14 protein-coding genes and 1 pseudogene are annotated in these 14,873 nt (G+C 53.8%); 9 read left to right on the forward strand and 6 right to left on the reverse strand.

All coding sequences use genetic code 11. The annotated features are described in order from the left end of the window. Positions 1–93 precede the first annotated feature (93 nt). From OGV77_RS06955 to OGV77_RS06965, 3 genes and pseudogenes are all read left to right on the forward strand, one after another. A pseudogene (locus OGV77_RS06955) lies at positions 94–1,162 on the forward strand (hydrolase). Further along, positions 1,159–1,377 (forward strand): YheU family protein, encoded by a 219-nt coding sequence (locus tag OGV77_RS06960; protein WP_003023615.1) that lies wholly within the window; start codon positions 1,159–1,161, stop codon positions 1,375–1,377. Before OGV77_RS06955 ends, OGV77_RS06960 begins: the two are co-directional and overlap by 4 nt. Before the next feature lie 53 nt (positions 1,378–1,430). Then, the gene (locus tag OGV77_RS06965) at positions 1,431–2,300 is read left to right on the forward strand and encodes a phosphoribulokinase (RefSeq protein WP_043018551.1); all 870 of its coding nucleotides are present in this window, start codon (positions 1,431–1,433) and stop codon (positions 2,298–2,300) included. Positions 2,301–2,368: 68 nt separating this feature from the next. Here the strand turns inward: OGV77_RS06965 and OGV77_RS06970 are convergent, their stop codons facing one another. Further along, positions 2,369–2,773, reverse strand: coding sequence for an OsmC family protein (locus OGV77_RS06970; RefSeq protein WP_043018552.1), 405 nt, complete (start codon positions 2,771–2,773; stop codon positions 2,369–2,371). A gap of 308 nt (positions 2,774–3,081) precedes the next feature. On the opposite strand from OGV77_RS06970, the gene crp reads away from it, so the two are divergent. Both crp and OGV77_RS06980 read left to right on the forward strand, forming a co-directional pair. Then, positions 3,082–3,714, forward strand: coding sequence for a cAMP-activated global transcriptional regulator CRP (gene crp / locus OGV77_RS06975; protein ID WP_000242758.1), 633 nt, complete (start codon positions 3,082–3,084; stop codon positions 3,712–3,714). Positions 3,715–3,765: 51 nt separating this feature from the next. After that, positions 3,766–5,853, forward strand: a complete 2,088-nt coding sequence (locus tag OGV77_RS06980; RefSeq protein ID WP_043018834.1) for a YccS/YhfK family putative transporter — start codon at positions 3,766–3,768, stop codon at positions 5,851–5,853. Between the two features lie 98 nt (positions 5,854–5,951). Here OGV77_RS06980 and argD read toward each other — a convergent pair whose 3' ends face one another. The 5 genes from argD to ppiA form a co-directional block, all read right to left on the reverse strand. Further along, positions 5,952–7,169, reverse strand: a complete 1,218-nt coding sequence (gene argD, locus OGV77_RS06985) for a bifunctional acetylornithine/succinyldiaminopimelate transaminase (protein ID WP_043018553.1) — start codon at positions 7,167–7,169, stop codon at positions 5,952–5,954. An 85-nt stretch (positions 7,170–7,254) separates the two neighbouring features. After that, positions 7,255–7,818 carry an aminodeoxychorismate synthase component 2 gene (pabA, locus tag OGV77_RS06990; RefSeq protein WP_043018554.1) on the reverse strand — a complete coding sequence of 188 codons (564 nt, stop codon included), beginning with the start codon at positions 7,816–7,818 and terminating at the stop codon, positions 7,255–7,257. Between the two features lie 31 nt (positions 7,819–7,849). Beyond that, positions 7,850–8,452 carry a putative adenosine monophosphate-protein transferase Fic gene (locus OGV77_RS06995; protein ID WP_047408224.1) on the reverse strand — a complete coding sequence of 201 codons (603 nt, stop codon included), beginning with the start codon at positions 8,450–8,452 and terminating at the stop codon, positions 7,850–7,852. After that, on the reverse strand, positions 8,442–8,609 hold the full coding sequence (ficA, locus tag OGV77_RS07000; RefSeq protein WP_003827708.1) for a FicA/YhfG family antitoxin: 168 nt from the start codon (positions 8,607–8,609) through the stop codon (positions 8,442–8,444). Before ficA ends, OGV77_RS06995 begins: the two co-directional genes overlap by 11 nt. Positions 8,610–8,715: 106 nt before the next feature. After that, positions 8,716–9,288 carry a peptidylprolyl isomerase A gene (gene ppiA, locus OGV77_RS07005; RefSeq protein WP_003023595.1) on the reverse strand — a complete coding sequence of 191 codons (573 nt, stop codon included), beginning with the start codon at positions 9,286–9,288 and terminating at the stop codon, positions 8,716–8,718. A 264-nt stretch (positions 9,289–9,552) separates the two neighbouring features. Between ppiA and tsgA the strand changes: the two genes are divergently transcribed. The 4 genes from tsgA to nirC all read left to right on the forward strand — a co-directional run bounded on the left by tsgA (position 9,553) and on the right by nirC (position 14,865). Beyond that, a complete protein-coding gene (gene tsgA, locus OGV77_RS07010; RefSeq protein WP_043018556.1) occupies positions 9,553–10,734 on the forward strand; it encodes an MFS transporter TsgA in 1,182 nt (393 codons plus the stop codon). A gap of 271 nt (positions 10,735–11,005) precedes the next feature. Continuing rightward, entirely contained in the window at positions 11,006–13,549 is a 2,544-nt protein-coding gene (nirB, locus tag OGV77_RS07015; protein WP_043018557.1) for an NADPH-nitrite reductase large subunit, read from the forward strand. Next, complete coding sequence (gene nirD, locus OGV77_RS07020) at positions 13,546–13,872, forward strand: nitrite reductase small subunit NirD (RefSeq protein WP_043018558.1); 327 nt, start codon at positions 13,546–13,548, stop codon at positions 13,870–13,872. Before nirB ends, nirD begins: the two co-directional genes overlap by 4 nt. Before the next feature lie 183 nt (positions 13,873–14,055). Next, a complete protein-coding gene (nirC, locus tag OGV77_RS07025) occupies positions 14,056–14,865 on the forward strand; it encodes a nitrite transporter NirC (protein ID WP_043018835.1) in 810 nt (269 codons plus the stop codon). Positions 14,866–14,873 lie beyond the last annotated feature (8 nt).

Below are 14,873 nucleotides of genomic sequence, written 5' to 3' on the forward strand. Positions count from 1 at the left end.
GCCTACGTTTCGTTTATGTAGTTGTGGCCCAGGCTCGCGTAACCTGCTGGCTGACTAGCGACAAAATCACATATTGGCTAACCCGCACGCGCTGTGCGCGGTATAGTTATTCTTTCCGATTATTAATTGCTCTGGTGTTATGGTTGAAATCACGTCCACAGAAATGACCCCACCTACCGACGATTCGCGAGAATTCCGCCCGATGCGCGGTATCAGTAACCGCCATCTGCAGACGATGCTGCCGCGCTTAATTCGCCGCAAGGTGAAGTTTGACGCCCACTGGCAGCGTCTGGAATTGCCCGATGGTGATTTTGTCGATCTGGCGTGGAGTGAAGATCCGCAACAGGCGAAACACAAACCGCGCCTGGTGGTTTTTCACGGTCTGGAAGGTAGTCTGAACAGCCCGTACGCACATGGCCTGATTGAAGCGGCGCAAAAGCGCGGCTGGCTGGGCGTGGTAATGCATTTTCGCGGCTGCAGCGGTGAACCCAATCGTCTGAACCGCATTTATCATTCGGGCGAAACAGAAGATGGCACCTGGTTTTTACACTGGCTGGAGCGTGAGTTCGGTCGCGTGCCGACCGCAGCGGTGGGCTATTCGCTCGGTGGGAACATGCTGGCCTGCCTGCTGGCCAAAGAAGGCACCGGGATTCCAATTGATGCCGCTGTTATCGTCTCCGCGCCTTTCGTGCTGGAAGCCTGTAGTTACCATATGGACAAGGGATTCTCCCGGGTCTATCAGCGCTACCTGCTCAATCTGTTGAAAGCCAATGCCTCGCGTAAGCTTGAGGCCTATCCAGGCTCGCTGCCGGTGAGTCTGTCCCAATTGAAATCTCTGCGTCGCATTCGCGATTTTGACGATCTGATCACCGCCAAAATCCACGGTTTCGCCGATGCTATAGACTATTATCGTCAGTGTAGCGCCATGCCGTTGCTCAACCAGATCGCCAAACCCACGCTGATTATCCATGCCAAGGACGATCCGTTTATGGATCATCACGTGATCCCGAAACCGGAAAACCTGCCTTCGCAGGTGGAGTATCAGTTGACTGAACACGGTGGCCACGTCGGATTCATTGGCGGCACGGTACGCCATCCTGAGATGTGGCTGGAATCCAGAATCCCCGACTGGCTCACAACGTATCTGGAGGTCTCATCATGATCATCCCCTGGCAAGATATCTCCCCGGACGCGCTGGACAATCTGATTGAAAGCTTTGTCTTGCGTGAAGGCACCGATTATGGTGAACATGAACGTTCGCTCGAACAAAAAGTCGCCGACGTCAAACGCCAACTACAATCAGGTGAAGCCGTGCTGGTGTGGTCTGAACTGCATGAAACGGTCAATATTATGCCGAGGAAGCAGATTCACGAGTAATCCGTAGCCGCCGGCCGACTTTACTATAATTATAACCATTTCATGGAGTTGTTATGTCTGCCAAACATCCGGTGATTGCGGTAACAGGATCCAGCGGCGCGGGGACCACCACCACCAGCCTCGCGTTTCGTAAAATTTTCGCGCAGTTAAATCTGCGTGCCGCCGAGGTGGAAGGTGACAGTTTTCATCGCTATACCCGTCCGGAAATGGACATGGCGATTCGCAAAGCGCGCGATGCCGGGCGGCATATCAGCTATTTCGGCCCCGAAGCGAATGACTTCGGTCTGCTGGAACAAACTTTCATCGAATACGGTCAGACGGGCAAAGGCCAGTCGCGAAAATATCTGCACACTTACGATGAGGCCGTACCGTGGAACCAGGTGCCAGGGACTTTCACGCCCTGGCAGCCGCTGCCTGAACCGACGGATGTCCTGTTTTATGAAGGGCTGCACGGCGGCGTCGTCACCCCACAGCAAAACGTGGCCCGGCATGTCGATCTGCTGGTTGGCGTGGTGCCGATCGTAAACCTGGAATGGATCCAGAAACTGACTCGCGATACCAGCGAGCGTGGACACTCGCGTGAAGCGGTGATGGACTCGGTGGTGCGATCAATGGACGATTACATCAATTACATCACGCCGCAGTTTTCCCGGACGCATATTAACTTCCAGCGCGTACCGACCGTCGATACCTCTAACCCCTTTGCCGCCAAGAGTATCCCGTCTCTGGATGAAAGCTTTGTCGTGATTCATTTTCGTAACCTGGAAGGGATCGACTTCCCGTGGCTACTGGCCATGCTGCAGGGCTCATTCATTTCCCATATCAATACATTGGTCGTGCCGGGCGGCAAGATGGGCCTGGCGATGGAATTGATTATGCTGCCGCTGGTCCAGCGACTGATGGAAGGCAAAAAGATAGGGTGAGGCGTGGAAAGTGCCCGATGGCGCTTCGCTTATCGGGCCTACGAATCAACATTATCCGGCGTCAGGGATTACGCGGCAACCACTTCATAGGAGTGGGTAATGTTCACCGCCTTTTCCAGCATCAGTGCCACGGAGCAATATTTTTCCGCTGAGAGGTCGACTGCGCGTGAGACTGATGCATCTTTCAGATCGTTACCCGTTACGATGAAATGCAGGTTGATGTGGGTAAACAGGCGCGGCGCTTCATCACGACGCTCTGAGGTCAGTTTCACTTCGCAGTTGGTCACATCCTGACGACCCTTTTGCAGGATCGATACCACATCAATTGCGCTACAACCGCCCGCCGCCATTAATACCATTTCCATCGGGCTCGGCGCTTTATCACCGGAGTTACCGTCCATCAGAATTTGGTGGCCAGAGGCGGACTCACCGAGGAAGGTTAACCCTTCAACCCACTTTACACGCGCTTGCATATTTCGTAACTCCAATGTTTCAATTTTCCTGACAGATTACGCGCACATAACAATTCTCGCAATGGAAGGCGACCTGCGTCATGCTGAAGCGAGACACCAGGAGACACACGGCGAAAGCTATGCTAAAACAGTCGGGATGCTACAGTAATACATTGACGTACTGCATGTATGCAGAGGACATCACATTACAGGCTGCAGTATATTTTTAGTAGCCCCCTTCCCAGGTAGCGGGAAGCACATTTTTGCAAACCCAGAGGCAGCGTCGTTTTCTGGCTCTGGAGACAGCTTATAACAGAGGATAACCGCGCATGGTGCTTGGCAAACCGCAAACAGACCCGACTCTCGAATGGTTCTTGTCTCATTGCCATATTCATAAGTACCCATCGAAGAGCACGCTGATTCACCAGGGTGAAAAAGCGGAAACGTTGTATTACATCGTTAAAGGCTCAGTGGCAGTGCTGATCAAAGATGAAGAAGGGAAAGAAATGATCCTTTCTTATCTGAATCAGGGCGATTTTATTGGTGAATTAGGCCTCTTCGAAGAAGGTCAGGAACGTAGCGCCTGGGTACGTGCCAAAACCGCATGTGAAGTCGCTGAAATTTCCTACAAAAAATTTCGCCAATTAATCCAGGTCAACCCGGATATTCTGATGCGCCTGTCTTCTCAGATGGCTCGTCGTCTGCAGGTCACGTCTGAAAAAGTCGGCAACCTCGCCTTCCTCGACGTAACTGGTCGTATCGCGCAGACTCTGCTGAATCTGGCGAAACAGCCTGATGCGATGACCCACCCGGACGGCATGCAGATTAAAATCACCCGTCAGGAAATCGGCCAGATCGTTGGCTGCTCCCGTGAGACCGTCGGCCGTATTCTGAAGATGCTGGAAGATCAGAACCTGATCTCCGCACACGGTAAGACTATCGTCGTCTACGGCACCCGTTAACCCCATCGAAGTGGCGCGTTACCCAGTAATGCGCCACTTTTGTTTGCACCGATGTGGCGAAGACTGATATACCACCCAGAGATCAACTACGCACTACGGCAGACGCTGGTGCTATGTTTACCTGTGGCTGTTGGTCTGATCATCGGTCAGCTTCATCTGGGCCTCCTCTTCTCCCTGGTCCCTGCCTGCTGCAACATTGCCGGTCTTGATACCCCGCATAAGCGCTTTTTCAAACGTTTAGCTATTGGCGCGTCTTTGTTTGCCGGATGCAGTTTGATCATGCAATTACTGCTGGCAAAAGATATACCACTGCCGCTTATCCTCACCGGCCTGACGCTAATTCTTGGTGTAACCGCCGAGTTGAGCCCTTTGCATGCGCGACTATTGCCAGCCTCACTTATCGCCGCGATTTTCACGCTAAGCCTGGCCGGCAACATGCCCGTCTGGGAGCCGCTGCTGATCTACGCGCTGGGCACGTTATGGTATGGCCTGTTCAACTGGTTCTGGTTTTGGATGTGGCGCGAGCAGCCGCTCCGTGAATCGCTCAGCCTGTTGTATCGTGAATTAGCCGATTACTGTGAAGCTAAGTACAGCATGCTGACCCAGCATGCCGACCCAGAAAAAGCGCTGCCTCCCCTGCTGGTTCGCCAACAAAAGGCAGTGGATCTGATTACCCAGTGTTATCAGCAAATGCATATGCTGTCGGCGCATCGCAACAACGATTATAAGCGCCTGCTACGTGCCTTTCAGGAGGCGCTCGATTTACAAGAGCATATTTCCGTTAGCCTCCACCAGCCGGAAGAGGTGCAAAAGCTGGTCGAGCGTAGCCATGCGGAGCAGGTGATTCGCTGGAATGCGCGTACCGTAGCCGAACGCCTTCGGGTACTGGCCGATGATATTTTGTATCACCGTTTGCCGACCCGTTTCTCGATGGAAAAACAGATTGGCACACTGGAGAAAATCGCCAGGCAGCATCCGGACAACCCGGTGGGACAATTTTGCTACTGGCACTTTAGCCGTATTGCCCGCGTGCTACGCACCCAGCGCCCGTTGTATGCCCGTGACTTGATGGCTGACAAGCAGCGTCGGTTGCCGTTGATCCCAGCCCTGAAAAACTATCTGTCGTTGAAATCTCCAGCGCTGCGCAATGCCGGACGCATCTGCGTTATGTTGAGTATCGCCAGCCTGATGGGCAGCGCCTTACACCTGCCAAAGCCCTACTGGATTTTAATGACTATTCTGTTCGTCACGCAAAATGGCTACGGGGCGACCCGGGTACGCATCTTACATCGGTCGGTCGGTACGCTCGTTGGGCTGGTGATTGCCGGCGTCACGCTGCACTTTCATATTCCGGAAGGTTTCACGCTGGCAGCCATGCTGCTGATAACCCTGGTGAGCTATCTGATCATCCGTAAAAATTACGGCTGGGCTACCGTCGGCTTTACGGTCACGGCAGTTTACACCCTGCAACTGCTGACGCTGAACGGGGAACAGTTTATCGTGCCGCGGTTTGTCGATACGATCATTGGCTGCCTAATCGCCTTTGGCGGCACGCTCTGGCTGTGGCCACAGTGGCAGAGCGGTCTGTTGCGTAAGAACGCCCACGACGCGTTAGAAGCCGACCAGGAGGCCATTCGCCTGATCCTCAGCAACGATCCGCAGGCCACGCCGCTGGCGTATCAACGCATGCGGGTTAACCAGGCGCAGAACACGCTGTTCAACTCACTGAACCAGGCGATGCAGGAGCCAGGATTCAACTCGCACTACCTTGCGGACATGAAACTGTGGGTCACGCACAGCCAGTTCATCGTCGAACACATTAACGCGATGACCACGCTGGCAAGGGAACATACGATGCTGACGCCGGATTTGGCGCAGCGGTATCTGGAATCCTGTGAAATTGCGCTTCAGCGCTGTCAGCAGCGGCTGGAGTATGACGGACCGGGAAGCTCGGGCGATGTGAATATTCTCGAAGCGCCGGAGATGCTGTCCCACGGTCCATTAAGCACTCTTGAGCAGCATCTGCAACGGGTTCTGGGGCATCTGAACACCATGCACACCATTTCGTCGGTAGCATGGCGTCAGCGACCGCACCACGGGATCTGGCTGAGCCGCCGACTACGGGACATGAAGGGTTAAAAGATTTGCCGGATGCGCTACGCTTATCCGGCCTACGAATCACACCTTACCCTGTAGGCCGGATAAGGCGCTCGCGCCGCCATCCGGCAATCAGGCAATCAGCCCACCACCTTCGCGACAGCCTGCGCGAAACGCTGCATCCCTTCATCGATATCCGCCTGCTCTACCACCAGCGACGGCGCGAAACGCATTACGTCCGGCCCGGCGTTCAGCACCATCACCCCTTCGTGCGCGGCGGCATAGAGGAAATCGCGCGCCCGACCTTTAAACTGCGGCTTCAACTCGGCGCCAATCAGCAGCCCCATCCCGCGAATATCGCTGAAAATGTCGAACTGTTGATCAATCTTGTGCAAATGCTGGACAAACGTCTGACGTTTAGCCTGAATGCCTCCCAGCACTTCCGGCGTGTTAATGATATCAAACGCTGCACCCGCTACCGCGCAGGCCAGCGGGTTACCGCCGTAAGTGGAACCGTGCGAACCCACGTGGAACGCAGAGGCAATCTCCTGAGTGGTCAGCACCGCGCTCACCGGGAAACCGCCGCCGAGCGCCTTCGCGCTGGTGAGGATATCCGGCGTCACGCCGTAGTGCATATAGGCAAACAAATCGCCGGTACGCCCCATCCCGCTCTGCACTTCATCAAATACCAACAGCGCCTGGTGCTGGTCACAGAGTTCGCGCAAACCTTGCAGGAATTCCGGCGTAGCCGCAGTGACGCCGCCTTCTCCCTGAATTGGCTCAACCACCACCGCGCAGGTGTGATCGTCCATCACCGCTTTTACCGCATGCAGATCGTTAAACGGGACATGGATGATATCTGCCGGCTTTGGTCCAAAGCCGTCGGAGTATTTCGGCTGCCCGCCAACAGAAACGGTAAACAGCGAACGGCCGTGAAACGCATTATGGAAGGCAATGATTTTGGTTTTGAACGGGCTATGACGCACACAGGCATAGTGGCGCGCCAGCTTAAAGGCGGTTTCGTTGGCTTCCGTACCAGAATTCATGAACAGCACGCGCTCGGCGAAGGACGCATCAATGATTTTACGGCCTAAACGCAGCGCGGGTTCATTGGTGAAAACGTTGCTGGTATGCCACAGGGTTTCCCCCTGGGTTTTTAACGCCTCAACCAGTGCCGGATGGCAATGCCCTAGCGCGGTAACTGCAATGCCGCCCGCGAAATCAACATACTCTTTGCCCTGTTGATCCCAGACTCGACTCCCTTTTCCTTTTACCGGGATAAACTCAGCCGGTGCATAAATCGGCAGAATCACTTCATCGAATGTCGCGCGCGTAATAGCAGTTTGTTCAGTTGCCATGTCATTACCACCCTGTTAAGCAGAAATGCTAGTGAAATTATAATCACAAAATATGAATAAAAAATCACTGAATAGCAACCACAAATCAGCGATTGAGGAAATTAGCCAGCAGCTGATGCCCCTGTTCGCTGAGAATACTCTCCGGGTGAAACTGCACCCCTTCCATATCCCACTCACGGTGACGAATGCCCATAATCTCCTGCGTTTCACTCCAGGCCGTCACTTCAAAGCAGTCAGGAAGCGTTTCGGGGGCAACCACCAGAGAATGGTAGCGCGTCACCGTTAATGGGTTGGCGAGTCCCTGAAAAACGCCCTGCCCGTTATGCGTAATCGGCGAGGTTTTACCGTGCATCACTTTTGCCGCCCGAACCACGCTCGCGCCAAAGGCCTGCGCCATCGCCTGGTGACCGAGACACACGCCCAGTAGAGGGATGTTGCCCGCGAAATGGCGAATTACATCCAGCGAGATACCGGCGTCATCCGGCGTGCAGGGTCCTGGGGAAATCACGATTTTTTGCGGGCTCAACGCATCGATTTGCGCCAGCGTCAGCTCGTCGTTACGCCTGACAAGGACATCAGCGCCCAGTTCGCAGAAGTATTGGTACAGGTTCCAGGTAAAAGAATCATAGTTATCAATAAGCAGGATCATGGCGGCTCCGGTACATAAGAACCGCGCTATTCTACTCAGTTTCCGGGGCTTCGCTTACCACTTTACGAAATATCGCCTGCAGGGCAGACAAGTCACCCATCGCCCCGCTCTGATTAGCCAGATTCCACTCATCAACCGGGATGTCATCCCAGCTCAGCATATACCCGGCATGAATCGCTAATTGTTCGAAGAAAATACGCTGCGCCAGGCCGCTGCCAATACGAAACGGATGCAGCACGTTAATTTCGCAATAATAGTGTGCAAGACGATCGACAAACTTGTCTTCCGGCAACCCCACCAGCCAGGACTCATCTTCCAGGTCCTGCATCAGCGCATTGCCCTCTTTCTCGATATAAGCGAAATGGCAAAAACGGGTATCGCCCTGGTAGATATCGACTTCCCGCAGATGTCCCGCCCAGTCAAAAATATCCCGATACAGCTGGCGATGAATGGCGCACAGATGCGGCAATCCCCGTTTAAGCGGGCCCAGCTCGATAGTGGCCGCACGCAGCGCCGTCAGTTCATAGGCCGCCTGCGTCAGTCGTTGCGCCTGATGGATCCCCAGACGGTTACGCATGACATTCAGGCCCGGATACAAATAGGGGTCGCGTCCATCACCGAATTTATCGCTCATAGTGCCTCCTCAACTCTTCAAGACGCGCCAGGGCGTCTTCAGCACTCAGAGTAACCCGTGGAATATCCACACCTTCCAGCCGCCGACTGGCCTGGAAATTGGCATTTCGTCGTTGTTCCCAGAGCCGGGACTTTTGTTTATCGGTGAGTTTTTTCACATGACCTCCCTGAATGAGCCGACACTTGCCACAAGTATAAGCAGCAATTTCGGGTTACGCAGAGAAGGGAGAGAACGCGGGCGAGAACTGCCCGCGCAAAATACGGTTATGGCAGGACTTTAGCAGACAGGATAACAATCGGTTTTGACGGAACATTCTGGTAAGGACCGACATCATGGGTCTGTACCTGAGAGATCTTATCCGCGACATCCATACCTTTCACAACTTTACCGAAGACAGCATAGCCAAAGTCGCGCTGGCCGTGATCGAGGAACGCATTGTCCGCAATGTTGATAAAGAACTGGCTGGTCGCGCTGTCTTTATCCGCTGTACGCGCCATAGCAATCGTGCCGCGGGTGTTACGCAGTCCGTTATCGGCTTCATTCTTGATTGGCGGGTTAGGTTTCTTCTGCTGCATCTGCTCGGTAAAACCGCCGCCCTGCACCATGAAGCCAGGGATCACGCGGTGGAACGTAGTGTTGTTATAGAAACCGCTGTTGACATAATCGACAAAGTTTTGCACTGAAACCGGGGCTTTCTGACTGTTCAGCTCCAGCTCAATGTTACCGGCAGAGGTTGTCAGCAGGACATGCGGGTCACCTTTTGCTGCCAGTGCTGCGGGAGAAAGAGCAGAAAGAGCGAGAACAGCTGCAACAGCCGCCAGAGTCGATTTGAGCATGAGAATTCCTTAACAAGAGCAGAAATGAAGCAAGTGAATTGATTCTAAAGAGCCTTCAAGAACAAGGCCATCCCTTTACTTAATTTTACGTACTTGAAACAAATGTAACCTTATAGCCCCAAGCCTCAATGCGATCTAGATCACATAAAAAAATGTAACGGAGCTGGTAATTGCCAATAAACATTTAAATGCATCACTAAAACGCCTAAAATCTGCCCGCTCACGGCGCAGTCAATGCGCCTCCCACTTCTATACAGGCCAGTCATGACTAACAGCAATCGCATCAAGCTCACATGGATTAGCTTTCTCTCCTACGCCCTGACAGGCGCGTTGGTAATTGTCACCGGGATGGTGATGGGAAACATCGCAGAGTACTTCCATTTGCCCGTTTCCAGTATGAGTAACACCTTCACCTTTCTGAATGCCGGCATTCTGATCTCTATCTTCCTGAATGCCTGGCTGATGGAAATTGTGCCCCTGAAAACCCAATTGCGCTTTGGCTTTATCCTGATGGTTCTGGCGGTCGCCGGACTGATGCTCAGCCATAGCCTGGCCTTGTTCTCAGCCGCCATGTTTGTACTGGGTCTGGTGAGCGGTATCACCATGTCGATTGGTACGTTTCTGGTGACTCAGATGTACGAAGGCCGCCAGCGCGGTTCTCGTCTGCTGTTTACTGACTCCTTCTTCAGCATGGCTGGCATGATTTTCCCGATGGTGGCCGCGTTCCTGTTAGCGCGCAGCATCGAATGGTATTGGGTCTATGCCTGTATCGGCCTGGTATACGTCGCCATTTTCCTGCTGACCTTCGGCTGCGAATTCCCGGCGCTGGGCAAACACGCGCAGCAACCGGACGCGCCGGTAGTGAAAGAAAAATGGGGTATTGGCGTGCTGTTCCTGGCGATCGCCGCACTGTGCTACATCCTCGGTCAGTTGGGCTTTATCTCCTGGGTGCCGGAATACGCCAAAAGCCTTGGCATGAGCCTGAACGACGCAGGTAAACTGGTCAGCGACTTCTGGATGTCTTACATGGTTGGCATGTGGGCGTTTAGCTTTATCCTGCGTTTCTTCGATTTGCAGCGCATCCTGACCGTACTGGCGGGTCTGGCCACCGTCCTGATGTATCTGTTCATCACCGGTACGCCGGAGCATATGCCGTGGTTTATTCTGACACTGGGCTTCTTCTCCAGCGCGATTTATACCACCATTATTACTCTCGGCTCCCAGCAGACGAAGGTCGCATCACCTAAACTGGTTAACTTCGTTCTGACCTGCGGCACCATTGGTACTATGCTCACTTTCGTGGTAACCGGCCCTATCGTGGCGCACAGCGGACCGCTGGCAGCATTACAGACGGCCAACGGCTTGTATGCCGTGGTATTCGTGATGTGCTTCATCCTTGGGTTCGTCACGCGCCATCGCCAGCATAACGTGCCAGCAACGCATTAATCTCACTGCCGGATGGTATCTGCGCTATCCGGCACATTCTCACTCCATCTGCCTTTCACTGGTCATGTAGGCCAATTCTTACAAAAGCCCCTTAAATTGTATGCTTTTTATACAAACACGAAAAGTCAGTTAATTCCGTTACTTATAAAAATGCTGACAAATCAGTTATATACCTCTTAAGGAGTATATAAAGGCGAATTTGATTTGCATCAATAAGCGGGGTTGCTGAATCGTTAAGGTAGGCAGTAATAGAAAAGAAATCGAGGCAAAAATGAGCAAAGTCAGACTCGCTATTATCGGTAATGGTATGGTCGGCCATCGCTTTATTGAGGATCTTCTTGATAAATCCGACGCTGCCAATTTTGATATTACCGTCTTCTGTGAAGAACCCCGCAAAGCGTACGACCGTGTACACCTGTCCTCCTACTTCTCCCACCACACCGCCGAAGAGCTTTCTCTGGTACGTGAAGGATTCTACGAGAAGCACGGCGTTAAGGTGTTAGTGGGCGAGCGCGCAATTACCATCAACCGCCAGGAGAAGGTGATCCACTCCAGCGCGGGTCGCACGGTCTATTACGATAAGTTGATCATGGCGACGGGCTCTTACCCGTGGATCCCACCGATTAAAGGTTCGGAAACCCAGGACTGCTTCGTTTACCGTACCATCGAAGACCTCAACGCCATTGAATCTTGCGCACGCCGGAGCAAACGCGGCGCCGTCGTCGGGGGTGGCCTGCTGGGCCTGGAAGCCGCCGGTGCGCTGAAAAGCCTCGGCGTTGAAACCCACGTGATTGAATTCGCCCCAATGCTGATGGCTGAACAGCTGGATCATATGGGTGGCGAGCAGTTACGTCGCAAAATTGAAAGCATGGGCGTGCGCGTGCACACCAGCAAAAACACCAAAGAGATCGTCCAGGAAGGCACCGAAGCGCGCAAAACCATGCGTTTTGCCGACGGTAGCGAACTGGAAGTCGATTTCATCGTCTTCTCTACCGGTATTCGTCCACGCGACAAACTGGCCACCCAATGCGGCCTGGACGTCGCTCCGCGCGGTGGTATCGTGATTAACGACACCTGCCAGACTTCTGACCCGGATATCTATGCCATCGGCGAATGCGCCAGCTGGAACAACCGCGTGTATGGTCTGGTCGCTCCAGGCTACAAAATGGCGCAGGTTGCCGTTGACCATATTCTCGAAACCGAAAACGCCTTTGAAGGCGCGGATCTGAGCGCCAAGCTGAAGCTGCTCGGCGTTGACGTCGGCGGGATTGGCGACGCACATGCGCGCACGCCGGGTGCCCGTAGCTACGTCTATCTCGACGAAAGCAAAGAAGTCTACAAACGCCTGATCGTTAGCGAAGATAACAAAACCCTGCTCGGCGCAGTTTTAGTCGGCGACACCAGCGATTACGGCAACCTGCTGCAGCTGGTGCTGAACGCCATCGAACTGCCGGAAAACCCGGATTCACTGATTCTGCCAGCACACGCGGGTAGCGGTAAGCCGTCTATCGGTGTCGATAAACTGCCGGACAGCGCGCAGATTTGCTCCTGCTTCGATGTCACCAAAGGCATGCTGATTGCCGCTATCAACAAAGGCTGCCACACCGTTGCAGCGCTGAAAGCTGAAACCAAAGCCGGTACCGGCTGTGGCGGGTGTATCCCGCTGGTAACGCAGGTCCTGAACGCCGAACTGGCGAAACAGGGTATCGAAGTTAACAACAACCTGTGCGAACACTTCCCGTACTCACGTCAGGAACTGTTCCATCTCATCCGCGTAGAAGGCATCAAAACCTTCGAAGAGTTGCTGGCAAAACACGGGAAAGGCTACGGCTGTGAAGTGTGTAAGCCGACCGTCGGTTCTCTGCTGGCTTCCTGCTGGAATGAGTACATCCTCAAACCGCAGCACACGCCTCTGCAGGACACCAACGACAACTTCCTGGCGAACATCCAGAAAGACGGTACCTACTCCGTGATCCCGCGCTCTGCGGGTGGTGAGATTACCCCTGAAGGGCTGGTGGCCGTGGGCCGTATCGCGCGTGAATTTAACCTGTACACCAAAATCACCGGTTCTCAGCGTATCGGCCTGTTTGGCGCGCAAAAAGACGACCTGCCGGAAATCTGGCGTCAGCTGATTGAAGCGGGCTTCGAAACCGGCCACGCGTACGCCAAAGCGTTGCGTATGGCAAAAACCTGCGTGGGCAGCACCTGGTGCCGTTACGGCGTCGGCGATAGCGTCGGCTTCGGCGTAGAACTGGAAAATCGCTACAAAGGCATTCGTACCCCGCACAAAATGAAATTCGGCGTCTCCGGCTGTACCCGTGAATGTGCCGAAGCACAGGGTAAAGACGTGGGTATCATCGCCACAGAGAAAGGCTGGAACCTGTACGTTTGCGGTAACGGCGGGATGAAACCTCGTCATGCGGATCTGCTGGCGGCGGATATCGATCGCGACACGCTGCTCAAGTACCTTGACCGTTTCATGATGTTCTACATCCGTACCGCCGACAAACTGACCCGTACCGCACCGTGGTTAGACAATCTGGAAGGCGGTATCGAGTATCTGAAATCTGTCATCATCGACGACAAGCTGGGTCTGAACCAGCACCTGGAAGAAGAGATGACCCGTCTGCGTGAAGCGGTGGTCTGCGAATGGACAGAAACGGTTAACACCCCATCCGCGCAGGTTCGCTTCAAACACTTTATCAACAGCGAAAAACGCGATCCAAATGTCCAGGTTGTGCCTGAACGTGAACAACATCGTCCGGCCACGCCTTATGAGCGTATTCCGGTGACTCTGGTGGAGGAAAACGCATGAGCCAGTGGCAAAACATCTGCAAAATCGATGACATTCTGCCTGCAACAGGCGTCTGCGCCCTGTTAGGTAGTGAGCAAGTTGCGATTTTCCGCCCGTATCACAGCGACCAGGTGTTTGCGATCAGCAACATCGACCCGTTCTTTGAGTCCAGCGTACTTTCTCGTGGGCTGATTGCTGAACATCAGGGCGAACTGTGGGTCGCCAGCCCGCTGAAAAAACAGCGCTTTCGTTTAAGCGACGGCCTGTGCATGGAAGACGAACAGTTCTCCGTGAAACATTACGAAGCGCGAGTGAAAGACGGCACGGTACAACTGCGCGGTTAATAAATTTTTGGGAGGCGCAACGCCTCCCCTTTTTTGACGTATTTGCAGGTCTTTTATTGGTAGGCCTGATAAGCGTAGCGCCATCAGGCAATTGCAAAAGCACATTGCCGGATGGCGGCATAAATGCCTTATCCGGCCTACGGTTACGATTTTTTTTATTTTTTTTACTTCAAGGATAATCAAATGTTTACTGACACTATTAATAAGTGTGCGGCTAATGCTGCGCGCATCGCACGCCTGTCGGCTAATAATCCGCTCGGATTCTGGGTCAGTTCGGCAATGGCAGGGGCTTATGTCGGTCTCGGCATCATCCTTATTTTCACCCTCGGCAATCTGCTCGACCCGTCCGTACGTCCTCTGGTGATGGGGGCAACCTTTGGCATCGCTTTAACGCTGGTCATTATTGCCGGTTCGGAACTGTTTACCGGTCACACCATGTTCCTGACGCTCGGCGTCAAAGCGGGTACCATCAGCCACGGCCAGATGTGGGCTATCCTGCCGCAAACCTGGCTGGGTAACCTGGTCGGCTCCGTGTTTGTCGCCCTGCTTTACAGCTGGGGCGGCGGCAGCCTGCTGCCGGTTGATACCAGCATCGTCCATTCGGTTGCGCTGGCGAAAACGACCGCGCCTGCAACGGTGCTGTTCTTTAAAGGCGCGCTGTGTAACTGGTTGGTTTGTCTGGCAATCTGGATGGCAATCCGTACCGAAGGCGCGGCAAAATTCCTCGCTATCTGGTGGTGTCTGCTGGCGTTTATTGCTTCCGGCTACGAGCACTCGGTTGCCAACATGACGCTGTTTGCCCTCTCCTGGTTCGGTCACCACAGCGAAGCGTATACCCTGTCAGGAATTGGTCATAACCTGCTGTGGGTGACACTCGGTAATACTTTGTCCGGTGTCGTATTCATGGGATTGGGTTATTGGTATGCTACGCCAAAATCGGAGCGTCCTGTTCCGGCAAAAATCAACCAGCCAGAGGCTGCTGCCAATAATTAAGGGGTAAT

Origin of the sequence: Citrobacter sp. Ce129 (assembly GCF_030334545.1) — a bacterium.
In the GTDB taxonomy this organism is placed as follows: Bacteria; Pseudomonadota; Gammaproteobacteria; order Enterobacterales; family Enterobacteriaceae; genus Citrobacter; species Citrobacter europaeus.